Below are 23,138 nucleotides of genomic sequence, written 5' to 3'. Positions count from 1 at the left end.
CAAGTGGGCGTCAAGATCAAGGCACTGGTGGCGTTTCTCTGGCAGCGCTTCTTCCCGGACCTCCGAACTTCGCCGACAACCTTCTTGCCATGGTTCGCTGAAAAGGTAGAGGGACGTTTCCGAATCATTATCGAGGTGCTCGAATCGATTCATCCTCTCGGAGAAAATCGAGTCGTTTGCGAAAGTCATCAGGGACCGGTATGACTCAAGGGCCCCACGCGCCGGAAGTGACCACGATCATTCCAACGTTCAGGCGTCCCGCCTTGCTGTCACGAGCGATCCGCAGCGTTGCCGCACAAACCTATGAGCGTGTGACGATTTGTGTATACGACAACGCGTCAGGTGACGAGACTGAAGATGTGGTGCGTGAGATGGCGAGATGCGATCCCCGAATCCGCTATTACCGACATGAGAAGAATATCGGCGCCACTAACAATTACAACTTCGGTCTTGGCCGCGTTAAAACGCCATACTTCTCCCTTCTGGGCGATGACGACATGCTCGCTCCGCATTTTTATGAACACGGGGTGAATGAGATCTCGAAATGTCCGGGTACTGGTTTTTTTGCGGGACGCACCAGTATTCAGGATCAGCAGCTTGGAATCGAGAGAATCCAAGGCAGATCGTGGAGGGGGGGGTTATATCGCCCCGATTCGAATGCTGTACTTCACATGATCGATGAGCATTTCATCACCACGGGAGTTCTCTTCAGACGAGTAGTTCTCGACTCGGTCGGTGTGCTCGACCGTTGGGGCTCGGACCGCAATTACATGATCATCGCCGCGTCCCTGCATCCATTCATCGTGTCCGAGGAAATCTGTGGTCGGCTTTCACTGCATTCCGGCAGCTTCAGTGGGGGGGCGACTACTGAGGAGGAGGCAAAAGTCGGGCTCAACTCCTCGTATGTTCTGGGTGCCTACGAAGAGCTCGACCAGCGATTGGAAAACGTTAGTTCGATCGGCAACACTGAGCTTTTGTATGTTCGCAGACGTCTCTGGAAACGCTATGAGCGAGATGTGTTGTACGTGCTGATGACAAAGGCGCTTCCATCTGGTCGACATGAGGAATTGCGCGACGTAGTTTTGTCCCGAAAGAAGTTCCGCCTGTCGCGTTTCAGTGCTTTTGTGTTGGGCATCGTAGCCAGATCTGCTCGCTGGAGACTCCTGTCCCGGCTGCTGTCATACCTGGTAATACAGATGCAGCGAATGTTCGTGATCGTCAGCGGACGGGGCAGCGCCAGAACGGAGACAGGCGAGGTCAACGAGTTCCCGAAGTTGGAGTGCTGAGGCGTGCTTGGATATGTGAGCAGAAATCTGCTGGCAAATACGGTCGGAATTGTCTGGACGGCGATTCTCGCCCTGGCGGTGATACCGTTCTATGTGCACTATCTCGGAATAGAAGAATACGGCCTCGTCGGTTTCTTTGTGATACTCCAGACGGTCGGATCTTTAGTTGATGTTGGACTCAGCAGAGCCTTGAACCGAGAGTTTGCTCGTACGCTCCCTGACTCACGACCAGGAGGGGCTCACATGGACCTCGTGGTGACGCTCGAGCGTGTCTATTGGCTTCTTGCATTTACTTGCGGCATCACCGTTTTTCTTCTGGCACCTGTGATCGCGGCTCGGTGGCTCGAATCGACGATGGCGGTCGATCGCACCGCTCAGGCGATTCGGCTCATGGGGATTGCACTCATTCTTCACCTTCCTTACGCTCTTTATTCCGGAGGACTGCTGGGGCTTCAAAGACATACGATTCTCAACGTGATTCTGGTCGGTTCCTCCACCTTCCGCTGGGTCGGAGCCTTGCTGATTCTGGTGGTCGTATCGCCGACGATCGAAGCCTTCTTCATATGGCAGATCATAGCTGCCGTCGTTCATACCGGAGCAGCAAAAGTTGCACTGAAGCGGGCATTACCAAGACCTGAAGAAAAGCCGACTTTCCGGCTCGACCTGTTGTCATCAGTTGGCAAATTTGCGCTCGGGGTTGGCGGCATCACCGTTCTCTCAACACTCCTCACGCAGGTCGACAAGATAGTACTGAGCAGAATGATCTCCCTGTCGGAATTCGGCCACTACATGATCGCTACCGCTGTGGCCTCCGGTATTGCGATCATTGCGGCTCCTTTTTTCGCCACAATGTTCCCTCGCTTCTCGGAGTTGCTGGCCAGGGAAGATGGTCGGACGCTCGCGAACACCTATCATACTTCCGCCCAGCTGTTGTCGACGCTCGTCTTTTCTGCAATGGCCATCATAGTTCTCCAGGCGGAAGAGGTCCTGCTGCTGTGGACGAGGAATCCGGACATTGCCGTTCATGGTGCGCTCGTTACTCGCCTCCTCGTCATAGGGTCGGCGCTCTCTGCCACTGCGCACATGCCTTATGCGCTACAGCTCGCGGCCGGATGGACACGGCTTCCCCTTGTCCTGACGGCCACAGCTGTGATCTTTCTCGTACCCTCGGCGATAGCGGCGGGTTACTGGTACGGGGCAGCCGGCGTTGCGTCCATCTGGATTATTGTCAACGCGATGTACGTCTCGGTGGGAGCAGGTATCATGCATCGACGTCTGCTAGAGCACGAACGACGGAAATACTACGTGGTCGATCTTTTTCTTCCACTACTCATTTCGGTTTCGGTCGTCTGGGCAATCTCCCTGATTTCAGATATCGAGGATCTCAGATCCGCGCTTCTGTGGCTGCCGATCATGGCGGGGACGGCTGTTGTGTCGACGTTGGTCGTTTTGCCCGATACCCGACGGCTAGTGCGAGACCTGGTGCGCCAAAGCCAGAACAGCCAGCCACGATCTGCTGGTGACAGGAGAGGAATGTGAGCGACCGAGGAGGGGAAGAAGATCCTCGAGACTTTCCGTCTCCGGACAGCCCAAAACGGCGCTTCGATCGCCTCCACGTCCGTCTGATCATGCTGGCCCTGCTTCTGTTGCCCTTAGCCCTGATCAAAATTTCGTTTACTCCGGGCGCGAGAAATTTCGGATTGGATGCAGCCTACTACTTTCAGGTTGCGGGAAACGTGGCTTCCGGCCAGGGTCTGGTCACGAGTGTCTCGCTCTACCACCAGGCGCTCGACCCCCTCCCTCAGGCATCTTCCACGGTGTACCCTGCGTGGCCTTACGTTCTCGGGATGACTGGTCGGGTCATCGGAGTGATGCCGGCAGCGCTCCTGCTCCCGAAGATCCTCTACATTCTCGATCTCGTCCTGCTGTACTTTCTGGCGGCGGCGATCTCCCGATCGATGGGAATCGTGAGTGCGATTCAGAGAACGCCGATTGACGCCGGCCATCTCCTCGTCGCGTTGTTTGCGACCAATCAGACGTTCTTTTTCGCGACCTCACACCCCTACACCGAGGGGCTCGCGTTCGCATTCGCGTTCGGCGCGCTGCTGGCGTTTGATCGGGCATCGAGAAGTGGGGGGCTGGCCTGGTCTCTGGCAGCCGGCCTCTTGGCCGGGCTGGCGTTCCTGACCAGGACGCAGATGATCCTCCTGGCGGGGGGGCTGGGGCTGGCGGCGTCATGGGGAGTGATCGTTCAGAGACGCCCGACGAAACTGTTGATCGGGACGGTCGCACCCGTGCTCGTGATCCTGACTGGATGGTACTTTTTCGTCTACACCGCCCCGACCCAGCGAGCCGACGTGCCCGGCTTCCGGATGTGGGTCGCCACGGAGTCATGGTGGGATTGGGTGGTCGAGAGACTGATCGGGCTGGCGGTCAGTCTCGATCCGTTCTCCACGCTGTCGTACGTGTATCTTTTCGGTCCGGCAGCGTATCTGCCGGTTCTTGCCCTGGTCAGTCTATTGATCGTGGCCGCGAGAAAAAGATTCAGACCGCGTCCCCCGGCACCCTCGGTTGCAGTTGCGACCATCCTTGCCGGGATCGCGTTCTTCGGAGTCCTGAACCTCTTTCACCAGCAGTTCTTTCTTCCGTGGCTGTTTGGCTGGAGGCACGGCCTGCCGTACATCTTCCTGCTTCTGCCTTCGACGATCTACCTCCTTTCGGAGCGGAGGGAGGGATGGGTTCGCTGGGGAACGGTGCTGCTGATCGTCTGGAGCGTCGCTCTCGGTCTGGGGGCGCTCGCGAACCAGATCAGCCGGCCGCAGAGGTTCACCCCGGCACCGGCGGAGATCGAGATGATGCGATGGCTCGATCGGAACCACGGCGAGAGACCGACGCTCCTCACGACGCATGCACAGAATCTTTCCGTCTTCATGGATGCGAACTTCCACTGGATGACCTGCGACGATCCGCCGGAGAGGACGCGCATGATGATCGAGCATCTCCCGATCGATTACGTGATCGTCTATGGTTTCGAGGAGCGCTGTCCTTATCAGGCGAAATCGCAACTGGCCGATGTACTGGAACCTGTCGGAGCTTTCGGAAACGGAGAGATTTTCCTGCTCCGGCCCGTCCGGTGACGGAAGGAAGATGAGCCGCGCACTACCGGGTGATGGCGAAAAGCGGAGATTGCGCACGGCCCGGGAGATTTCTCCTCGCGCGATTCATCTGCCGGAATCGAGGGAGGCGGCCAGGCGCTCGTCGAAATGATGGGGTTATAGGCTCGCTCTGTGCTGAAAAGCTTCCGCGACGAACGGCCCGCCCGCATTCGATCACAGCTGCGCCGTCAGCGAGGGTGACGGGCAACGAGCAGATAGAGGTTCATGCCGGCATGGAGAATCCAGCCTCCGAGCCGGCCGAAAGGGATGGCGAGAGCCAGGACCAGTCCGGGGAATCGCTGGCGGAAACCGGGGATATTCTCGGTCCCGAATCGCATTACCCTCTTTGCTTCAGCCCGGTCACCGGAGAGCAGCAGACCCATGACACCGCCGGCAAGTGTATTCTCTGCTGGCGTGTGATCGGCCCTGATCGCCATCCCTCTCGAGGAAGCAGTTCGCGCGTAGTGCTCCACGATGTCAATCTCTTCCTGATATCTGCGAAGTGTTTTCTCCGCAAGCTTCGTCGCCGATTGGGGATGGCTCCGGTATCGAATGAGCCTCTCGTTCACTCCCACGATCGTGAATCCTTCGAACAGCCCTCGGAGCCAGAAGTCCCAGTCCGGCACGAACTCGAATCGTTCGTCGAACGTTCCGATGGTGGTGAGGGCTGAAGTACGGAACGTCACCGAGGGGCAGAAGATGTAGTCACCGCGGATGAGGAGACGGAGCTCCTCATCGACGCCACGCTCCACCAGAGGTTCGTGCGGCCAGAACTTGTCCTTGTAGCGCGTGGCTGAAAGCGTTACGACGCGATCCGCCTCGTCGATGACGGTCGCTTTCGTGTGGGCGATGAAGGCGGACGGATGAGTCGAGAGAGCGCCGGTCACCTTCTCGAGGTAGTCCCTCTCGTAAATATCGTCCTGGTGGGCAATCGTCAGGAAATCGAAGTCTTCAGCGAGCTCCAGCGCGCGGTTCCAGTTCCCGGCGAGGCCGAGTCGCCGCGGGTTTCGGATGAGCCGTATGGATGGATCATCGAGAAGGGTGACGATCGAAGTGGATCGGTCCGTCGAGCCGTCATCGAGGCATATGATCTCGTCGGGAGGAACACTCTGCTCCAGAAGGGAGCGGAGAGTACGATCGAGGAAGCGCTCTCCGTTGTAGATCGGAACGGCTGCGAGACGTTTCATCGATGGCCGTCTCTCGATGAGATTGCTGCGGCCCCGATGGGTTCCTCTCTCAGGACTGCCCCTCGAGAACGGCTGAACCGTCAGACTCCGGGAGGGGTACGCCGTTTAGTTTCAGGTCGAGTCTCAGCAGCGCGAGCTCCTGGGCGAGAATCTTGTTCTGTTCGGACAGCCGCGTGAGTGCAATCGAGAAGTGCATCGAAAGGAGAAACCCGAGAATCAGGCCGCCGAGCAGGAGAAGAGACGGAGGGTACGCGATGCCGAGAAGTGCGGCCGCCTGCTCGAGGAAGTCGCGGCGGAGGGAGAGCACGATCAGAAATACGCTCGAGATGAACCAGAGGATCGCATATTCTTCTCTCAGGCGCCGTCTGCGGATCAACTGGGTCACCATCGTGAGAACGATCAGGCTGCCGACGATGCTGAAGACCTCGACTGTGCTCATGGAAGAAGCTTCTCCTCTCTCCGGCGCGTCGCACCGATGACGACTGCGAGCATGACTTTCAATGCGTAATAGACCGACCTGAAGAGCGTGATGGAGGATCGCCCCCCCTGGCGCGGTCGCATGTCGACCGGCACTTCGACGATTCGCAATTTGTGGCGGGCGAGCGTGATGATCGATTCAGGCTCGGGGTAATCGTGGGGATAGTTCTTCGCCAGGAGCTCGATCGCCCGGCGGTTGTATCCGCGGAATCCCGACGTGCTGTCGGTGACCGGCTGTCGCGTCAGCAGTGAATTCACCAGAGAAAAGATCGATATTCCGATCCGGCGGAGAATCGGTCCGCGGTATCCTCGGTTTTCGACGAATCGAGACCCGATCACCACATCCGCCATGTTCTCACGCAGCGGACGGAGCAGTTTTTCGACCTCCTCGACGACGTGCTGGCGATCGCCGTCGAACTGCACTGCGATCGAGCACCCCATCCTCGCACCAAAGATGAATCCCGTCTGAACGGCCGAGCCGATCCCTAGGTTGTATGGAAGATCGACCACGATCGCGCCCGCTTTCCGGGCGGCGGTGGCGGTTCCGTCGGTCGACCCATCGTTGATGACCAGAACCACCGCCTCGGGGTAGTGCTCGCGCAGGTCGGCCACGACACCGTGGATCGCTTCCTCTTCGTTGAAGGTCGGGACGATGAACAACAGATCCTGCACGTTTGATCTCCGACCGTATTGTACCGGGGCTCGCGGTTTGACGTAGACGGTCGGGAATCCCTGAACGGTGGGGTTTGGCTGCAACGGCAGAATCAGTCTGATCCCAGATCAGGTGGCGAGACTGAGTCTACGGCTTCTAGCGTAAGGATCAGTCCCGGTGTAAATTGGAAATCAGAATCGGAGGCCGACCGCGGCGACCACGTCGTCCTTGGCATCGCTGATGAGCACCTTGACCTGAGCGTAAGGTTCCCAGGTATTGATTCGCCAGCTGATTCCACCGAGGATGTTACCCCCGACGCTGAACTCGCTGTCGTTGAGATTGTCATAAACGCCCGCGATTCCGACGCCGACCCACCAGAACTTCTCTCCGTCGTTCCCGAGGTCGTAGGTCACGTCGGCGTTGATCGTGCCGAAGTCACCACCCTGGGCGAAGACCCATTCGATGTTGGGATTGAATACGAGCGAGCGCGAAATCGGAGTCAGCCCTTCCACGCCGAGGAACGCGTCACCCTGATCGATGTAGAACCCGGTCCGGACGCCGAAGATCCAATCCTCCTGAGCGCTCGCGGGAACCGCAACGAAGATGAGCACCAGAAAGAGTGAAGAAATCGTCTTGTAGTTCATGTCATCCCTCCCAATTCTTCAGGGCAGCAAACAGTGCGCCATCATCCGGTTACTCGACCCGGACGCCTTTCCGGAATGCAACGCGGTCCCGGATCTCTTCGGCTGCCTCGCTCGGATCGGGGTAATACCATGCCGCATCCGGATTCGTGTCATCGCCTGCGACGATGTCGTAATAGCTCGCCTCACCTTTCCATGGGCAATGGGTTCGCGTGGCGCTCTCCCGGAGGTACTCCCTGTTGAGCGAATTGGGAGGAAAGTAGTGGTTCCCTTCGACGACGATGGTATCTTCGCTGTCAGCCAGGACGACGCCGTTCCATTCTGCTCTCATTTGACCGCCGCCTTTTCACCGTTCCCGAGCGAGTTGACCAGGGCCGCGAGCTCCTCGCGCGGCGGATTCGACAGCACCTGCTGTCCCTCGGAGCTCTGAACCACGATCGTCGGGACGCGTCGCCGGCCAGCGTTCCACCGGAGTACGCGGTTTTCCGCGTCGCCGTCCGCATCGATGTCTATGTAGTCGTACGAAATACCGGCTTCGTCGAGAGTGCGACGGGCGAGTCGCACGTCCGGGCACCATCCGGTCCCGTATACGGTCACGCTTGGCATAGAGCCTCCCCTCGTCGGAGAGAACTTACGCCGGGATCGTGCCAGACCCCTGGTGCGGGTTTGACCCGGATGATTCATGAGACGTCTACTGCGGAGGCGGAAAGCAGCGCGGCTACAGCATTGCGCTCGATTCGGCTCCCTCGACATACCGCAAGTATGCCTGCGTCGCCGAGCTCGTCGCGCGCCTCGTATCCACGCCACTTTCCACCTTCTCGCGACGACATCTCACGAATCATCCGGGTTATCATCTGCAGATCGAGACCCCGTTCGGGGACCGGGCACGCGAGGGAGTGCGTTGTGAAAGGGGCGAGCGATGACGATGGATCTCGACAGATTCATGAAAGGTCTGAAGAGGCGGAATCCGGGCGAGAGCGAGTTTCATCAGGCCGTACTGGAGGTGGCGTCGAAGGTCATTCCATTCATCAACGAGAATCCCAGATACCAGCGGGACGGGATTCTCGAAAGAATGACCGAGGCAGATCGAGTCGTCATTTTTCGAGTCAGCTGGGAAGATGACGAGGGGAACGTCCGGGCGAACCGGGGGTATCGAATCCAGTTCAACAACTCGCTGGGCCCGTACAAGGGGGGTCTCCGGTTCGACAAGGAAGTCAATCTGAGCATCTTCAAGTTCCTCGGGTTCGAACAGGTCTTCAAGAACAGCCTCACGACGCTTCCGATGGGGGGAGCCAAGGGAGGGTCTGATTTCAATCCGAAGGGGAAGTCCGACCGGGAAGTCATGCGGTTCTGTCAGTCTTTCATGACGGAGCTTTATCGTCATATCGGGGAAGACACCGATGTGCCGGCAGGTGACATCGGTGTGGGAGGGAGAGAGATCGGATTCCTCTTTGGTCAGTTCAAGCGGCTGACGAACAAATTCACCGGTGCGATGACTGGAAAAGGGATCGAGTGGGGAGGAAGTCTGATTCGCACCGAGGCCACCGGCTACGGATGTATCTATTTCGCCAGAGAGATGCTCGGTCGAGTCGGTGAGGGGCTGGAAGGAAAGCGCTGTGTGATTTCGGGTTCGGGAAACGTGGCGCAGTACGCTGCCGCGAAGCTGATCGAGCTGGGGGCCAGAGTCATCACAATTTCCGATCGCCACGGATTCGTCTACGACCCAAACGGCATCGACGAAGAGAAGTTGAGCTTCGTCATCACGCTCAAGACGGACAGGAGGGGGTCGCTCGCAACATTCGCATCGGAATACGGTCTCGAGTATCACGAAGGGAAGAAGCCCTGGATAGTCGATTGTGACCTCGCGTTTCCCTGTGCGACTCAGAATGAGATTGAAGAGGAGGACGCCAGAGCTCTCGTATCGGGGGGATGCCGGCTGGTCGCCGAGGGAGCGAACATGCCGACGACAATGGCGGGGGCGAAGATATTCGAGGCGGCGAAAGTGCTGTATGCCCCCTCGAAGGCGGCGAATGCGGGAGGAGTCGCGATCTCGGGCCTCGAGATGACGCAGAACGCGATCCGTCTCAAATGGTCGCGGGAAGAGGTGGATGAGCGGCTTCAGCGCATCATGGTCCGGATCCACGAGCAGTGCGTCCTGTATGGCGCGAACGGCGAAACGACCGACTACGTCAAAGGTGCCAACATCGGAGGGTTCGTCAAGGTAGCGGATGCGATGCTCGCCTATGGGGTCGTGTGATAAAACTGATCTCGTGGAAGGTACGAGACTCGATCACATCGGCATTGCGGTGATGAACCTCGATGAAGCGGCTCGGATCTACCGTGACCTCGGCCTGGAGGTTGATCACGTCGAGACGGTCGAGAGCCAACGGGTCCGGACGGCATTCATACCTGCCGGCGACTCGCGCCTCGAGCTTCTCGAGGCGACTGATCCGGGGTCGGCAGTCGCGCGGTTCATCGAGAAGCGTGGAGAAGGTATCCATCATCTCTGCTTTCGCGTCGCCGACATCGAGCTCGAGCTCGAGAAGCTGAAGGCGAAAGGCTATCGGCTCGTCAACGAACAGCCGTTCGAAGGGGCGCATGGATGTCGCGTGGCATTCCTCCATCCGTCGGCAGGCAGGGGAGTGTTGATCGAGCTCTCCGAGAGGGTCGAAGATGATTGAAGGATTTCCAGGCGGATCGCTCGTCATCCTTCACCTGGTCAACCCGAAAGAGAAGTTCTGGGGCACCGTCGTCGGTCTGTCGCAGGTGGGCGTGACCTTTACTGGAATCAATCTCGAAAGCTTCGACGACTGGGTGCGGCAACTCGCGAGGAAGGACGCCGAGCCGACACTCGGGCTGGCCACGATGTTCGTGCCGTTGTTCAGGATCGAGCGTCTGTTTCTCGACGAAACTGTAGGGGCGGTTCGGTCTTACAGCGCTCAGTTCGAAGCGACTGTCGGCCTGACGCCCGCCGACTATCTCGGGCTCACGACAAAGGGTGAAGGAGACTCCGCGAATTGAGCTCTCGCCGACATCTGCGGTCGTTCTGCCTACTCCTCGCGGTCCCGCTGCTCCTGTCATTTGCCGGCTGTCGTGAGCCGAAGGGAGAGGCTCTCGACGAATACGAATCGAGCGAGGTGAGGACGCGCTCGATGGATTTTCAGGTCTATCCGGGCTCGAGCTTCCTCGAGGAGCATACGGAGGCCTATCGGCGAAGCCATTCGATCCTCAATCCCCGTTCAAAGACGATTCCGCCGATGGCGTTTTACGAAAGCAATGATCCGGTGGAGACGGTTGCGGGTTTCTACGCAAAGATCTACGGATACGAGCGGGTTCATCCGAATGCGGTGAACGACTTCAGCCCCTATCCTCCTCACGCGTACCTGACCAGGGGCGATCTCGCTGAAGCCACACGGGCGATCGTGCCGATCATCGAGCAGCTCGGCTACGACTCCGATATCTCGGACGTGTCGGGTGATTTCGCCGGAGCTCACGTCGACGGCATCGATCTGTTCCCGCGCGTGAGTCTCCAGAGGCCCTGGTACGACTTCATTTCCGGAGAAGTGAGGGATACGACGATGATTCTGATGGTCCAGGAACTACCGGAGCAATGAGATGGAGCAGAAGGACCGAATGACGTTTCATGAATTCTGGCCGTACTACGTGAAAGCTCACAACAAACGGGGTACGCGGTTCCTGCATGGTGCGGGATCGATTGCAGCGATCGTGTTCGTCGTGATGGCGATCGTCTTGAATCCCTGGTATCTGCTGCTGGCTCCTCTCGTCGGCTATGGGCTCGCCTGGTATGGTCATTTCTTCGTCGAGGGGAACAGGCCAGCGACGTTCGGCCACCCTTTTTACTCATTGGCTGCCGACTATCGAATGCTGCTTCTGGGACTGCTCGGAAGGATGGACGCCGAGGTTGCCAGGCACAGGACTGATCGGGGGGAGGAAAAGTGAAGCTTCTCGAAGGGCGGAAAGGAGTCATTTTCGGAGTTGCGAACAAGCGCTCGATCGCCTGGGCCTGCGCAAAGGCGCTTTCGGATGCCGGGATGCAGCTGGCGTTCACATACCAGGGAGACCGTTTGCGCGAATCCGTGGAGAAGCTGGTCACCGAGCTGCCCGGCGAGTCACCGGTTTACCCGTGCGACGTCACGTCCGACGACGAGATCGAGAGGGTGTTCGATCAGCTCGGGTCGGATTTCGGTTCGCTCGACATGCTTCTCCATTCGGTGGCTTTCGCGAAAAAGGAAGAGCTCGAGAAGGGTCTCGTGTACTCTTCGAGGGAAGGGTTTCTCGAGGCACAGAACATCTCGGCCTATTCGCTCGTGGCGCTGGCGCGGGGGGCGATGCCTCTTCTCGAGAAGAGCGACAACGGCTCGGTGCTCACAATGACCTACTACGGGGCGGAGAAAGTCGCGCGCGGCTACAACCTGATGGGTGTTGCCAAGGCATCGCTCGAAGCCTGCGTCCGATATCTCGCCTCGGATCTCGGTGAGAAGGGGATCAGGGTCAACGCGATTTCAGCGGGGCCGGTGAACACACTCGCGGCCCGGGGGGGTATCCGGGGTTTCACGAAGATGCTTGCCCATCACGCCGAGCAGGCTCCGTTGAGAAGAAACATCGAAGTCGAAGAAGTCGCGAATGCCGCGCTCTTTCTGGCATCCGGTTTGGGTAGCGGTGTCACGGGAGAGGTGCTGCATGTCGATTGTGGATTCAACATCATCGCGATTTGAGAGCTTCGTGAAGGGAGCCGACTGATCATGCCTGCGAATCCGAGAGAAAACGCCAATCGCGGATTTTGGGATGGAGGTCGCCGGGGCCACGGTACGGCGCGAGAGTCGGGAGGTCGCACCAGCGGGTACCCGGGAAGCCGAAAGCCGGTGCGGAAAGGGCTTCGCCTCGACCTCGACGCGTTCGACGGCGTCCAACCAGGCACTCCGCCCGGAGAGGACGAGTCGAAGGCGTGATGTTGCGTGCCCGTAACGAAAGATGGAGCAACTGGTAGCTCGCTCGCGTTGCTTCCTGACAGGAGGCATCATGAGATTATTTCTTGCCGCGGTCACACTCTTCCTTGCAGTTCCGCTTCAAGCCCAGGAAGAAGAGCGTTTCGAGGAGACGGTCGATGTCGAGATCGTTCTCGTCGATGCAATCGTCACGAACAGCCGCGGAGAGCAGATTCTCGGGCTCGGAGCGGAAGACTTCGAGGTTTTCGAGAACGGTGTCGAGCAGAGAATCGAGTCGGTCGAGTACTACACGAATCGCCGGCTGCTCGACCAGCCCGAGAGCCAGGCTCCCTTTTCTGCGGTGCGAACGGAAGAGCCCCGAAACTTCGTTCTCTTTTTCGACAAAGCCGAGGTCATAGGCGAATCGAGCCGAAGCCGGCTCTGGCGGGCGGGGAAGCAGGCCCGCGAATTCGTGGAGAAGGAGCTGGCCGAGGGGGATCGTGTGGCAGTTGCTGCTCATCGTGCGAGACTGGAGATCTATTCCGACTTTTCCAGTGACCACGCCGCCGTGATGGAGGCGATCGACGAAGCGGTTCAGTTCGGCAACGGCATCGACCCCGCAAAGGCGACCGGGCCGATTCTGTCGGAGCTCGACGCCGGTGAGGTGATGGGCCATACCGGGCGGATCTACGACGCAATCCGGGTACTCGGAGAAGCAATCGGTGCGACGGACGGACGGAAGGTGATGATTCTCTTCACGCCCGGCTTCGGCGAAGCCTCGGGATTCGGGTCGGCCGCCCGGAACGACGACATCTGGTTCGACCCGATGGTCCGGACCCTGAACCAGGCACACACCAGCGTCTATATTCTGAGTCTGCTCGAAGAGCCGGCGTGGAGCGCGATCGAGCAATACCTGTCGCGGCTGGCGTCGGAAACAGGTGGTGAATACTATCGGCGAGCGGTCTCATTCACGTCCCCGCTGCGGCGAATCGAGAACGAGAACAACGGTTATTACCTTCTGACCTACCGAACGTCCAAACCGAGCGGAGAGCACGGGTACCAGGAGATCGAAGTGAAGCTGAGGAATCCGGAGTTCAACGTCAAAGCGAGAGAAGGGTATCTCTTCTGAGGATGCGGGTGATTGGTCGGGGCGAGAGGATTTGAACCTCCGACCTCACGGACCCGAACCGTGCGCTCTGCCAGGCTGAGCTACGCCCCGATGATGCCGTCCCGTTGAGACGCGTGCCTAAACCGCGGAGCCCCCTGGTTAGATTCCAGCTTGATTCGCCCTTGCTCAACGGCAGAGAATCGGAGACATGAAACGATTGATCGCGCTGCCGCTCGTCGCCCTGATGTCGGTCATCATCGCGATCCCCGCCTCCGCCTGGGGACGGAAGGGGCACGAAATTGTGAACGAGGCAGCCACCTGGGGCCTCCCTTCCGAAATGCCGCGGTTCTTCCACGAATCGTATCCCGGTCTCGTTCATCTCGGTTACGAGCCCGACAGGTGGAGAGGCGCCGGGCCGTCGATCGACGATCTCAACCCGCCGGACCATTTCCTCGACTACGAATACGTCGAGCATCTCGAACTGCCTGTCGGACGGTACGACTTTCTCGAATTGCTGACGGCCTCGGATACGCTTCGGAAAAAGGGGATCGATCTGACGACCGCGGGGTTTCTTCCGTGGCGGATCGCGGAGATCTGCGAGAAGCTCGAGGACCAGTGGGGAGAATGGCTCCGCGGCAACCTGACCGTAGCGGAACGCCGGCAGGTGGAACAGAGCATCATTTACAACGCCGGGGTCCTCGGGCATTACGTCGCCGATGCCGCGAATCCGCATCACTCGACCATTCATTACAACGGATGGGTCGGCGTCCCGAACGATCGTGGATATGCGATCGATTGCTCGTTTCACTACCGCTTCGAGACCTGGTTCGTCACGCGGGAGATCGACAGAGACTGGGTGAGACGCGCTATGGGCGATCCCGTTGCAAGGGGAGATTACTTCGGAGCGGCGATGGCGATGATTCTCGACTCGAACTCGAGAGTCGAGGACCTCTACCGGATCGATCGCGATGGCGGCTTCGACCCCGGAACCGTCGAGGGGCGGGATTTCGCTACGGAGCGCCTCGCCACTGGAGCGTCGTGGCTGCGTGATCTCTGGTGGACAACCTGGTCCAGGGGAACAGGAGCCGGGGGCCAGGAGGCAGAGGCCAGGTAGAGGTATTCACACTCGTCATCCTGAGCGAGTGACCGGCGCCTTGCGCCGGTGAAACGGAAATGACACCCGTGAGTGCAGAAACAACCGCACTCGCGTACTCAAAACGACGTCATCCTGAGCGGGCGGTCGGGCGGGCAGGCGAAGGACCTCGCAGGTTGGGACATCAGACCAGGCGAAGCGCTGCAAAAGGGTCAAAGTCCAGCAATTTCGTGGCCGTTTCATCCTGAGCCGCCGAAGGACGGCGAAGGATCTGGGCGTGGGCTCGTGAGTCAACGTCAAGTGTGACTCACGATCCCCCGGCCAGATTCTTCGCCCGCGCTGCGCCGGGCTCAGAATGACGAGTGTTTCGCTCTTCAACCCTCTCCTGGCTCCTGAATCCTGGCTCCTGAATCCTGGTTCCTGAATCCTGGCTCCTGAATCCTGGCTCCTGAATCCTGGCTCCTGAATCCTGGCTCCTGAATCCTGGCTCCTGAATCCTAATCCCTGACCCAGGGGATGTCATCGACCTTCAGCGTGTGGTTCGCGTAGCGCGCCGCGACGAAAAGCCAGTCAGCCAGCCGGTTGAGATAGCGGAGGGTATGCGCACCGCGATCGTCCTCGTCGAGTCTCGAGGTCCTTCGTTCGGCGCGACGACAGATCGTCCGGGCGACGTGAAGGTGCGCCGCCGGAACCGACCCGCCGGGAAAGATGAAGCTTCGCAGAGGCTCGAGCTCCTTCTCCATCTCATCGATCGAAGTTTCCAGCGCGTCGACGCGGATGGGATTCGCACCGGGAAACCTGTCGCCGGAAGACGCGAGGCGTGCGTTGATCTCGAACAGATCCGCCTGGATCTGATGGATCTGGTCGTCCAGCACCGAGTCCTTCCAGTGAGCGCGAACCACGCCGAGAGCCGAGGCGAGCTCGTCGACCGTTCCGTAGGCTTCGACCTTCGGTGAGTGTTTCGGGACTCGCGTGCTTCCGAGCAACGACGTCGTACCGTCGTCACCGCTGCGCGTGTAGATCTTCACCTCAGGAGTCCTGCGACTCGAGCTCGCGCACCCTCTCTCTCACCACCATCTCGGCCACCTCGGGGATCACTTCCCATGCGATCTCGCGGAGCACCCGATCCGACAGCATTTCGACGACTCTTCGAGCGATTCGTTCGACCTCGTCATCCGGATAGGGGGAGTCGGAAGCAGTCTCGGGACTTTCGGTCGGTCCTGCCGGCGCCCAGCCCTGTTCGCTCGAATCATCTTCGCGACCGAAGGGGGTCGCTTCGTCGTCTCCTCCGGGAGATGTGGCTTCGACCGGGGACTCTTCCTGTCGAGCTGACTCCCACTCCGATTGGGAGCCCTCGACGGCTGATGGGGGCTCGTACGCCGGACGCTGCTCTTCGCCTGAGTCGGGCTCCGCGGAAGATGTCTCCTCGCTGGCCGCTTCCTGCTGCTGCAGCCGCTGAAGATCCTCGAAACTCATCTTGGGGATCATGCGGGTCGACGAATCGTCGATGTCCGTCGATCCGGCGCTGCTGCCGAACGGATCCTCCTCCTCGGAACTCTCCGGCGAAGCCGACGCACGGGTGGGTGCCGAGGGAAAAGCGGGCTCTTCGGGTTCCGGCTCGGGCTGTTCGAAAGAATCCGGAGCCATTTCCGCATCTTCCTGCTTTGTCTCGCGCTGAAGATCCTCGAAGCTCATCTTCGGGATCATTCTGGTCGCCGAGTCGTCGGAGGGTTCTTCCGCGAGCGGGCCGGTCGGCTCGGCCGGGGGGACTCCCGGCTCGGGCGAATCCGGGATCCGGAAGGGGGCGGAACCCGTCTCCTGGGCGAAGGGAGGCGGAGGAACGCTCTCCTCCTCCGGCGCTTCCTGGTCTTCGAAGGGAGCTGCGGAGGATGCTTCTGCACTCTGCTCGAAGACGGGTTGCTCCTCCCGAGGTTGTTCTGTTTCCGCGGAGCTTTCCTGTTTGATGCGATCGAGATCCTCGAAGGTCATCTTCGGGATCATCCTCGTCGCCGCGGATTCGTCTTCGGCTCCGCTCAGTCCCGCGGGTTCGTCGAAGACATCGCCGGTGGGAGCCGGGGGTTCGGTTTGAGGCTCGAGGACGGGCTCGCTGTCTTCGGAGGACTCGGCGAAGGGATCGCCGCCTGTTTCCGAGTCGGCCGGCGCTTCCTGATCAGCCTCGTTCTCGAAAGGGGACAGGGTACCGAGAGGAACGGTCTCCGACGGTGAATCAGCTGCTGAGCTCTCCCGGTTTGCCTGCGCGCTGCTCGTCAGCTCTTCGACCTTCTGGATGAGGCTCTGGGATTCGAAGGGTTTGGTGACGACGGCATCGCAGCCTGCCTTGTCGGCACGCTCGGGATCGAACGGCTCGAAGGTGCCCGTCAGAAGAATGACGGGGATCGATCGGAGCTCGGGATGGGACTTGACGTATTCGCAAACCTCGTAACCATTCTTCTCGGGCATGATGATGTCCGAGAGGATGATGTCGGGCCGAAGCTTCACGGCCATCTCGATCGCCTGGGCGCCATTCGTGGTGGCAGTTACCTCGTAGTCTCCATCCGAAAAGGTGAGCTCTACGACTTTCTGAATGGTCACGCTGTCGTCGGCGAGTAGGATTCTGGTTGCCATCTGATCTCCGGGTTAGACCTTCGAAGAGGAAAACTGAACCCTAGCAATCTAGCCAAGGCACCGCGCAAAGTCAACGAAACGAAGCGGGTTGCCGGCGATGCAACGAGGGCGGCGATCTTATTGTGGCGCTGGGGTCGAAGGAGCTGGCGGAGGCGCCGTTCGGTCATCCGCCGTGCCGGCGAGAACGTTCGCGGCCATCGGGCTCGACAGCAGCACGATCGCATAGATGCCGAGCGCGGTCCCGAAGGGGAAATTGACCAGGTTGATCGCAGATGCGACGAGGGTGAGGACTCGCGCCCAGGGCCGTCTCTTCAGAAGCCCGATCCCCGCGATGAGGCTGGGCGCCGAGCCGATTGCGAAGAGAATCCCGACGCCCGTCGCGATACTCGTCAGGACCACCAGTGCTTCTCCATCGCCGGATGCCCATCCGACACCGAACAGGATCAGGACTGCGATCGCTCCGATTGCGAGGCCGAGTATCGCGTAGCCGATGAGGAGAGCGCCGAGGACGCTCAACTGACTCTTTGCCGACTCCGTTTGATAGTCCATAGTCTTTTTACCCTGTGAGTTGGTACGGAACGCGCGACGTTTTGTTTCGATCGATCCCGGGCGCCCGATAGAATGCCGCAAACGTCAGGTAAGGAGGCTTCCATTGTCGAAGAACAGCCGGAACGAAATCGATGCTCTGCTCAAGGAAAACCGAAGGTTCGATCCTCCCGCCGAGTTTGCCGGCAACGCGAACGCCGGCGATCCTCAAATCTACGAGACCGCGGCCCGCGATCGCGAGGCGTGGTGGGCGAAATGGGCGAGCCAGCTTCACTGGGAAACCCCCTGGGATACGGTGCTGAAGTGGGAGCCACCGAATGCGAGGTGGTTCGACGGAGGGAGAACCAATGCCTCGTTCAACTGTCTCGACCGGCATCTCGAAACGCGGGGCGATAAGGCTGCGCTGGTCTGGGAGGGGGAGCCGGGCGATCGAAGGACCCTGTCGTACCGCGATCTCCACGGTGAAGTTTGCAGGCTTGCAAATGCAATGAAATCTCTCGGGATCGTCAAAGGGGATCGGGTGGCGATCTATCTGCCGCTCATACCCGAGGCGATCATCGCAATGCTCGCGTGTGCTCGGATCGGAGCAGTCCACAGCGTGGTGTTCGCGGGCTTTTCGTCGGAGGCTCTCCGGGATCGGATCAACGATGCCGAAGCCCGGCTGCTGATCACGGCGACGGTCGGGTACCGGCGGGGGAACCTCGTCCCGCTGAAGAAACTCGCAGACGCCGCGCTCGAGGAAACACCGTCGATCGAATCGGTCGTGGTCGTCATGCGCAGAGATGCGGCCGAGGAGATCGACGAGACGATCTCGATCGCCGAGGGGAGGGATCACTGGTACCACACGCTGCTCGAACATCAAAGCCGTGAGTGTGAGCCGGAATGGGTCGAAGCGGAACACGAGCTTTTCACGCTCTACACCTCGGGGACGACCGGGAAGCCGAAGGGAATCGTCCACACGACCGGGGGATATCTGACGAGCGCCTATGCGACGACCCGGTTGGTCTTCGATCTGAAAGACGACGATGTTTTCTGGTGCACGGCCGACGTCGGCTGGGTGACCGGGCACACCTACCTGGTTTACGGACCGCTGTCGAACGGAACCACCTGTCTCGTTTACGAGGGGGCTCCCGACTACCCCGACCGGGACCGGCTCTGGGAGCTGGTTGCGAAGTATCGCGCCACCATCCTCTATACCGCTCCCACGGCGATTCGGGCTTTCATGAAATGGGGTCACCAGTACCCCGAGCGGCACGACCTCTCCTCGCTCCGATTGCTCGGAACCGTGGGGGAGCCGATCAATCCCGAGGCGTGGATCTGGTATCACCGCTACATCGGTGGGGAAAGATGTCCGATCGTCGATACCTGGTGGCAGACCGAAACCGGATCAATCATGATCACCCCTTTGCCGGGCATCGTCCCGACCAAGCCCGGATCGGCCACTCTTCCATTTCCGGGGATCGATCCCGCGATCCTCGACGAAGCGGGGAATGAGATCGAAGGAGAGGGCGGCGGGCTTCTGGCGATCCGTTCTCCCTGGCCGTCGATGTTGCGGGGGATCTGGAGAGACCCGGAAAGATTCATGGAGCAGTACTGGTCGAAATGGGAGGGAATCTACTTCACGGGTGACGGCGCACACCGCGACGAAGACGGCTATTACTGGCTGCTCGGTCGGGTGGATGACGTAATGAACGTCGCCGGACACCGGATCGGAACGATGGAAGTCGAATCCGCGCTAGTGGACCATCCTGCCGTCGCCGAGGCTGCGGTGGTCGGTACGCCCCACGAGATCAAGGGGACTGCGATCTCCGCATTCGTCACGATCAAGGAATCTCACGGGAAGGAACAGGAGGATCCGGCGGCTCTCGAGAAGACCCTCAAACAGCACGTCGCGGAGAAAATCGGTGCGATCGCCCGCCCCGAGCGGATCCTTTTCACGGCGGAGCTGCCGAAGACGCGAAGCGGCAAGATCATGAGACGCCTCCTACGGGACATCGCCGAGGGGAAAGCGCTCGGAGACGTGACGACGCTGGCCGATCCGGCCGTCGTCCAGAAGCTCAAGGAGCGCTATGAGGACGAGGGCTGACCGCATCGATGGATGAAGGCTCCGATCAGAGAGTTGCGCTCGTCACGGGGGGGTCGCGGGGAATCGGACGAGCGATCGTCGAGCGTCTCGTGCGCGACGGATGGAGGGTTCGTTTTACATGGATCGGCTCGGAGGAAGCAGCAGCCGAGCTCGAAAGCGGCTCGACCGATTCGGTGAGGGCCGACGTGACGGATGCGGAGGCGATGAAACGTGTCGTCGAGGATCTTTTTGCGGAGTCTGGAAGAATCGACGCGCTCGTGAACAACGCAGGTATCCGGGACGATGCGCTCATGTTCAACATGACCGACCAGCAGTGGCAGGAGGTGAGAGCGACCAATCTCGATGCGGTTTTTTCGACGACCCGGGCGGTGGTGCCGCTGCTGCTCCGTCAGCGAAAAGGCTCGGTGATCAACATCGCCTCGCTTTCGGGGCTCCATGGTGTTGCAGGACAGACCAACTATTCGGCCTCCAAGGGCGGTGTCATCGCCCTGACGAGATCGCTGTCGAGAGAAGTTGCTCGCAGCGGGATCAGAATCAACTGTGTCGCACCGGGGCTGGTGGAGACGGACATGATCGCGGACATGGATCCGGAGATAAAGAAGAAGATGATTCGTGACATTCCGATGCGCCGCCTGGTGAGACCCGCCGAGGTTGCCGCGGCGGTGGCGTTTCTTCTCTCGGACGACGCCAGTGGAATCACCGGTCAAGTCCTTTGCGTTGACGGCGGGACGAGCGCGTAGGACCCCGCGGGCAACATCCTCATGGAACTATCCGTCGTCATCCCCACCTACAACCGGATCGGCATGCTCGAGCGCGTACTGGACGCGCTGGAAGGCCAGGTGAACGCTCCGGAGCACGAGATCATCGTCGTGGATGACGGGTCCGGAGACGGAACCGCCGAAAAAGTCGAGTCATGGATCGGCGAAGCCAGATTTTCATCGGCACCGTTGATCTTTCGCTCCCAGCCGAACGGAGGCCCGGGGAAGGCGCGGAACCACGGCGTCACCCTCGCCTCAGGCCGCACCGTTCTGTTCATGGGAGACGATACGGTTCCGGCTCGAGACTTTCTGAATCAGCACTACTCGGTTCACGAGGAGACGGGTCACGATCCCTGGGTCGCATGTCTCGGATATACCGGATGGCCTCGGGAACAGGACGTGACGCCGTTCATGGACTACATCAACGAGTACGGTCTTCAGTTCGGGTATTCGTTGATCCGGCACGGCGAGGTCGTTCCCTTCAATTTTTTCTACACGTCGAACATCTCGCTGTCGCGCGAGGTCATCGCCAATCATCCGTTCGACACGACCTTTCCTTCCGCGGCGTGGGAAGACATTGAGCTGGCCTATCGTCTCGAAAAGACGGGGCTCACGATCCGCTACAACGCGAATGCAGTGACCCGGCATCACCATCCCACGACTGTGGAATCATTCTCGAGACGCCAGTTCACGGTCGGGCGCTCCGGCGCAATCTTCGCGAGCAAGCATCCGGAGCTCCGCCATTTTCTCGGGATCGAGGAGCTGGCCGATGAAGGGTCGGGCGGGCGGTTCGAACGAGCCTGGCTGGAACTGGCCGCTCGCGCCGGCGAGCGGTTCTCTTTGGCCGCACATCCGCGCGTATTCGAGCGACTGATGAGAATTCACTACCTCAAGGGGCTCGAGGCAGGGCTCAGGGCTCTCGATTCTTCCGGAGGTTCCGCAAGTGAATAAAGTTCCGTTTCTGGTTTTCGAAGGTATCGAGGGATCAGGCAAGACGACCCAGCTGACTACGCTCAGCGAGCACCTTCGATCGATCGGCAGGCGTCATGTCCTGACGAAGGAGCCGGGAGGGACCCCGTTCGGTGATCGCATTCGAGCGATTCTTCTCGATCCCGGGGAAGAGGGGATGGATCCTCTCGCCGAGCTTCTTCTGTATGCAGCTTCGCGCCGGCAACACGTGGTGGAAGTGATCCGGCCCGCGCTCGAGACGGGTGTTCCCGTCCTTTGCGACCGATTCACCGACGCGACGCTCGCGTATCAGGGATACGGCCGGACGCTGCAGCTCGATCTCCTCAAGCAACTCAACGAATGGGTCACCGGCAGTGTCAAGCCGACGCTTACGGTCGTACTCGACGTCAGCGAGGACGCGGGACTCCGGCGCGCCCGGGACCGGAATGTCACCGGAGGCCTCCATCACGAGAGCCGACTGGAAGGGGAGGATCTCGCATTTCACAGGCGCGTCCGTGAGGGTTATCTCGCGCTGGCGCGGAGCGATGAGTCGCGCTACGCCGTGGTGGAAGCGACCGGCGACGCCGATGAGGTCTTCAAGAGGATTCTCGCTCTTCTCGAGGCGCGCGTCCCCGCGTTGTTCGAATGAAAACGCCGCGTCAGGCGGTCGTCGAGGCGGCAGCGAAGGGAGTCCTTCACCACGCCGTGATTCTTCACGGGCCGTCGTCCCGAGAGCTTCGCGAAACCGCATTCGAGGTAGCACGCGCCGCCTGTTGTCGCGGTGGCGGCGACGACGACTGTACATCCTGTTCGCGAGTCGAACGAGGCATCCACCCCGATGTTCATCACGTCATCATCGAGGAGGGCCGGAAGTGGATCTCGATCGAGCAGGTCCGGGGGATCGTCGCCGAAGCGGGGATGAAGCCCTACGAGTCGAGCTCGAAAGTTTTCATCATCGATCCGATCGACGGCGTGACGACTCAGGGTGCGAACGCGTTGCTCAAGACGCTCGAGGAACCGCCCGGCGAAAGCCTGTTTCTCCTTCTCACCCGGATGCCGGACAAGCTGCTGCCTACGATTCGCTCCCGGGCGCAGGCAGTTGCGATCCGGCCCGCCGGCGGACCGGTTGGCTCGGAACTGGCCCGCGCTGAGGGGATCGACCTCGCCGAGGCGCGGCTTCGGTCGATGGCGTTGTCATCCGAGGAGGCTGACGAGGATGTGGCGCTTGCAAAGGAGATCGCGCGCTGCCTCGAGAGCTGGGCCTCCGAGCGGGATACCGCTGCGCTTCTGGAGCTGAGCGCGATCATCTCCGCAACCGATGATCCCGCGAGAGCCGCCACGGTCTATGCGGCAACGCTTCGCGACATCGTGGCGACGGCCGGGAACGAGACGCGGGGGGGTTCGGCGGAGTTGATCCGAAGCAGGATCGCGGACCACCTGATCGTCGAGTCGGCCCGAGCGAGCCTGGAAGCGATCGAGAGATTCACGGTCAACGTCGACCCGCGACTGACCTTCGACGGCGTCGTCCTCGAGCTCATCCCGCGCAGGTAGACGGTTCGAGTGAGCGGCATGGTAAGTTGAGCACATGAAGGTGTTGCGGCTTCACGACTCGGCCACTTGCGGTTCCGCG

25 protein-coding genes and 1 tRNA gene are annotated in these 23,138 nt (G+C 60.1%); 16 read left to right on the top strand and 10 right to left on the bottom strand.

The annotated features are described in order from the left end of the window. Nucleotides 1-227 precede the first annotated feature (227 nt). The 3 genes from KY459_14030 to KY459_14020 are packed head-to-tail and all read left to right on the top strand — an operon-like array spanning nucleotide 228 to nucleotide 4,423. Entirely contained in the window at nucleotides 228-1,286 is a 1,059-nt protein-coding gene (locus tag KY459_14030) for a glycosyltransferase (protein MBW3565830.1), read from the top strand. Between the two features lie 15 nt (nucleotides 1,287-1,301). Beyond that, nucleotides 1,302-2,825, top strand: coding sequence for an oligosaccharide flippase family protein (locus KY459_14025; protein ID MBW3565829.1), 1,524 nt, complete (start codon nucleotides 1,302-1,304; stop codon nucleotides 2,823-2,825). Further along, the gene (locus KY459_14020) at nucleotides 2,822-4,423 is read left to right on the top strand and encodes a hypothetical protein (GenBank protein ID MBW3565828.1); all 1,602 of its coding nucleotides are present in this window, start codon (nucleotides 2,822-2,824) and stop codon (nucleotides 4,421-4,423) included. The genes KY459_14025 and KY459_14020 overlap by 4 nt, the downstream gene beginning before the upstream one ends. Nucleotides 4,424-4,629: 206 nt before the next feature. Here KY459_14020 and KY459_14015 read toward each other — a convergent pair whose 3' ends face one another. From KY459_14015 to KY459_13990, 6 genes are all read right to left on the bottom strand, one after another. Next, nucleotides 4,630-5,628, bottom strand: coding sequence for a glycosyltransferase (locus KY459_14015; protein ID MBW3565827.1), 999 nt, complete (start codon nucleotides 5,626-5,628; stop codon nucleotides 4,630-4,632). 49 nt (nucleotides 5,629-5,677) lie between these two features. Continuing rightward, the gene (locus KY459_14010) at nucleotides 5,678-6,067 is read right to left on the bottom strand and encodes a DUF2304 domain-containing protein (protein MBW3565826.1); all 390 of its coding nucleotides are present in this window, start codon (nucleotides 6,065-6,067) and stop codon (nucleotides 5,678-5,680) included. Beyond that, the gene (locus KY459_14005; protein MBW3565825.1) at nucleotides 6,064-6,777 is read right to left on the bottom strand and encodes a glycosyltransferase family 2 protein; all 714 of its coding nucleotides are present in this window, start codon (nucleotides 6,775-6,777) and stop codon (nucleotides 6,064-6,066) included. The genes KY459_14010 and KY459_14005 overlap by 4 nt, the downstream gene beginning before the upstream one ends. 171 nt (nucleotides 6,778-6,948) lie before the next feature. Further along, entirely contained in the window at nucleotides 6,949-7,401 is a 453-nt protein-coding gene (locus tag KY459_14000; GenBank protein MBW3565824.1) for a hypothetical protein, read from the bottom strand. 49 nt (nucleotides 7,402-7,450) lie between these two features. After that, entirely contained in the window at nucleotides 7,451-7,729 is a 279-nt protein-coding gene (locus tag KY459_13995) for a DUF427 domain-containing protein (protein ID MBW3565823.1), read from the bottom strand. Then, complete coding sequence (locus KY459_13990; GenBank protein ID MBW3565822.1) at nucleotides 7,726-8,004, bottom strand: glutaredoxin family protein; 279 nt, start codon at nucleotides 8,002-8,004, stop codon at nucleotides 7,726-7,728. The genes KY459_13995 and KY459_13990 overlap by 4 nt, the downstream gene beginning before the upstream one ends. A gap of 313 nt (nucleotides 8,005-8,317) precedes the next feature. Between KY459_13990 and gdhA the strand changes: the two genes are divergently transcribed. From gdhA to KY459_13955, 7 genes are all read left to right on the top strand, one after another. Beyond that, nucleotides 8,318-9,655, top strand: a complete 1,338-nt coding sequence (gdhA, locus tag KY459_13985; GenBank protein MBW3565821.1) for an NADP-specific glutamate dehydrogenase — start codon at nucleotides 8,318-8,320, stop codon at nucleotides 9,653-9,655. A gap of 13 nt (nucleotides 9,656-9,668) precedes the next feature. After that, complete coding sequence (gene mce, locus KY459_13980) at nucleotides 9,669-10,079, top strand: methylmalonyl-CoA epimerase (protein ID MBW3565820.1); 411 nt, start codon at nucleotides 9,669-9,671, stop codon at nucleotides 10,077-10,079. Next, nucleotides 10,072-10,419: a hypothetical protein gene (locus KY459_13975; GenBank protein MBW3565819.1), complete on the top strand. Its 348-nt coding sequence runs from the start codon at nucleotides 10,072-10,074 to the stop codon at nucleotides 10,417-10,419. The genes mce and KY459_13975 overlap by 8 nt, the downstream gene beginning before the upstream one ends. Further along, nucleotides 10,416-11,012, top strand: a complete 597-nt coding sequence (locus KY459_13970; GenBank protein MBW3565818.1) for a hypothetical protein — start codon at nucleotides 10,416-10,418, stop codon at nucleotides 11,010-11,012. The genes KY459_13975 and KY459_13970 overlap by 4 nt, the downstream gene beginning before the upstream one ends. 1 nt (nucleotide 11,013) lies before the next feature. Continuing rightward, nucleotides 11,014-11,358: a DUF962 domain-containing protein gene (locus tag KY459_13965; protein MBW3565817.1), complete on the top strand. Its 345-nt coding sequence runs from the start codon at nucleotides 11,014-11,016 to the stop codon at nucleotides 11,356-11,358. Beyond that, on the top strand, nucleotides 11,355-12,134 hold the full coding sequence (locus KY459_13960; GenBank protein MBW3565816.1) for an enoyl-ACP reductase: 780 nt from the start codon (nucleotides 11,355-11,357) through the stop codon (nucleotides 12,132-12,134). Before KY459_13965 ends, KY459_13960 begins: the two co-directional genes overlap by 4 nt. A 304-nt stretch (nucleotides 12,135-12,438) precedes the next feature. After that, nucleotides 12,439-13,473 carry a VWA domain-containing protein gene (locus tag KY459_13955; GenBank protein MBW3565815.1) on the top strand — a complete coding sequence of 345 codons (1,035 nt, stop codon included), beginning with the start codon at nucleotides 12,439-12,441 and terminating at the stop codon, nucleotides 13,471-13,473. A gap of 13 nt (nucleotides 13,474-13,486) precedes the next feature. On the opposite strand, the gene KY459_13950 is transcribed toward KY459_13955, so the two are convergent. Beyond that, nucleotides 13,487-13,563 (bottom strand) — tRNA-Pro (locus KY459_13950). Between the two features lie 97 nt (nucleotides 13,564-13,660). Between KY459_13950 and KY459_13945 the strand changes: the two genes are divergently transcribed. Next, entirely contained in the window at nucleotides 13,661-14,566 is a 906-nt protein-coding gene (locus tag KY459_13945; protein MBW3565814.1) for a hypothetical protein, read from the top strand. Between the two features lie 476 nt (nucleotides 14,567-15,042). Here KY459_13945 and KY459_13940 read toward each other — a convergent pair whose 3' ends face one another. The 3 genes from KY459_13940 to KY459_13930 form a co-directional block, all read right to left on the bottom strand. After that, on the bottom strand, nucleotides 15,043-15,573 hold the full coding sequence (locus KY459_13940) for a cob(I)yrinic acid a,c-diamide adenosyltransferase (GenBank protein ID MBW3565813.1): 531 nt from the start codon (nucleotides 15,571-15,573) through the stop codon (nucleotides 15,043-15,045). Nucleotide 15,574: 1 nt separating this feature from the next. After that, the gene (locus tag KY459_13935; protein MBW3565812.1) at nucleotides 15,575-17,170 is read right to left on the bottom strand and encodes a response regulator; all 1,596 of its coding nucleotides are present in this window, start codon (nucleotides 17,168-17,170) and stop codon (nucleotides 15,575-15,577) included. Between the two features lie 117 nt (nucleotides 17,171-17,287). Then, on the bottom strand, nucleotides 17,288-17,719 hold the full coding sequence (locus tag KY459_13930) for a hypothetical protein (GenBank protein MBW3565811.1): 432 nt from the start codon (nucleotides 17,717-17,719) through the stop codon (nucleotides 17,288-17,290). Between the two features lie 103 nt (nucleotides 17,720-17,822). Between KY459_13930 and acs the strand changes: the two genes are divergently transcribed. From acs to KY459_13905, 5 genes are read left to right on the top strand one after another with little or no spacing between them, the layout of a single operon-like run. Continuing rightward, nucleotides 17,823-19,802, top strand: a complete 1,980-nt coding sequence (acs, locus tag KY459_13925; protein MBW3565810.1) for an acetate--CoA ligase — start codon at nucleotides 17,823-17,825, stop codon at nucleotides 19,800-19,802. 8 nt (nucleotides 19,803-19,810) lie between these two features. Then, nucleotides 19,811-20,542, top strand: a complete 732-nt coding sequence (gene fabG / locus KY459_13920; protein MBW3565809.1) for a 3-oxoacyl-ACP reductase FabG — start codon at nucleotides 19,811-19,813, stop codon at nucleotides 20,540-20,542. Nucleotides 20,543-20,563: 21 nt separating this feature from the next. Continuing rightward, complete coding sequence (locus KY459_13915; GenBank protein ID MBW3565808.1) at nucleotides 20,564-21,511, top strand: glycosyltransferase; 948 nt, start codon at nucleotides 20,564-20,566, stop codon at nucleotides 21,509-21,511. Further along, nucleotides 21,504-22,157: a dTMP kinase gene (gene tmk / locus KY459_13910; GenBank protein MBW3565807.1), complete on the top strand. Its 654-nt coding sequence runs from the start codon at nucleotides 21,504-21,506 to the stop codon at nucleotides 22,155-22,157. Before KY459_13915 ends, tmk begins: the two co-directional genes overlap by 8 nt. After that, nucleotides 22,154-23,059 (top strand): DNA polymerase III subunit, encoded by a 906-nt coding sequence (locus KY459_13905; protein ID MBW3565806.1) that lies wholly within the window; start codon nucleotides 22,154-22,156, stop codon nucleotides 23,057-23,059. Before tmk ends, KY459_13905 begins: the two co-directional genes overlap by 4 nt. Nucleotides 23,060-23,138 lie beyond the last annotated feature (79 nt).

The sequence above is a fragment of the Acidobacteriota bacterium genome, assembly GCA_019347945.1.
Classification (GTDB): Bacteria; Acidobacteriota; Thermoanaerobaculia; order Gp7-AA8; family JAHWKK01; genus JAHWKK01.
Note: the sequence above shows the minus strand (reverse complement) of the source record. Positions and strands in the feature narration are given on the sequence as shown.

Excerpts from the sequence above, each read along its gene's own strand:
- KY459_14015 (MBW3565827.1), bottom strand. The coding sequence starts at position 5,628 with ATGAAACGTCTCGCAGCCGTTCCGATCTACAACGGAGAGCGCTTCCTC.
- KY459_14010 (MBW3565826.1), bottom strand. The coding sequence starts at position 6,067 with ATGAGCACAGTCGAGGTCTTCAGCATCGTCGGCAGCCTGATCGTTCTC.
- KY459_14000 (MBW3565824.1), bottom strand. The coding sequence starts at position 7,401 with ATGAACTACAAGACGATTTCTTCACTCTTTCTGGTGCTCATCTTCGTT.
- KY459_13995 (MBW3565823.1), bottom strand. The coding sequence starts at position 7,729 with ATGAGAGCAGAATGGAACGGCGTCGTCCTGGCTGACAGCGAAGATACC.
- KY459_13990 (MBW3565822.1), bottom strand. The coding sequence starts at position 8,004 with ATGCCAAGCGTGACCGTATACGGGACCGGATGGTGCCCGGACGTGCGA.
- gdhA (MBW3565821.1), top strand. The coding sequence starts at position 8,318 with ATGACGATGGATCTCGACAGATTCATGAAAGGTCTGAAGAGGCGGAAT.
- KY459_13975 (MBW3565819.1), top strand. The coding sequence starts at position 10,072 with ATGATTGAAGGATTTCCAGGCGGATCGCTCGTCATCCTTCACCTGGTC.
- KY459_13965 (MBW3565817.1), top strand. The coding sequence starts at position 11,014 with ATGGAGCAGAAGGACCGAATGACGTTTCATGAATTCTGGCCGTACTAC.
- KY459_13955 (MBW3565815.1), top strand. The coding sequence starts at position 12,439 with ATGAGATTATTTCTTGCCGCGGTCACACTCTTCCTTGCAGTTCCGCTT.
- KY459_13945 (MBW3565814.1), top strand. The coding sequence starts at position 13,661 with ATGAAACGATTGATCGCGCTGCCGCTCGTCGCCCTGATGTCGGTCATC.
- KY459_13935 (MBW3565812.1), bottom strand. The coding sequence starts at position 17,170 with ATGGCAACCAGAATCCTACTCGCCGACGACAGCGTGACCATTCAGAAA.
- KY459_13930 (MBW3565811.1), bottom strand. The coding sequence starts at position 17,719 with ATGGACTATCAAACGGAGTCGGCAAAGAGTCAGTTGAGCGTCCTCGGC.
- fabG (MBW3565809.1), top strand. The coding sequence starts at position 19,811 with ATGGATGAAGGCTCCGATCAGAGAGTTGCGCTCGTCACGGGGGGGTCG.
- KY459_13915 (MBW3565808.1), top strand. The coding sequence starts at position 20,564 with ATGGAACTATCCGTCGTCATCCCCACCTACAACCGGATCGGCATGCTC.
- KY459_13905 (MBW3565806.1), top strand. The coding sequence starts at position 22,154 with ATGAAAACGCCGCGTCAGGCGGTCGTCGAGGCGGCAGCGAAGGGAGTC.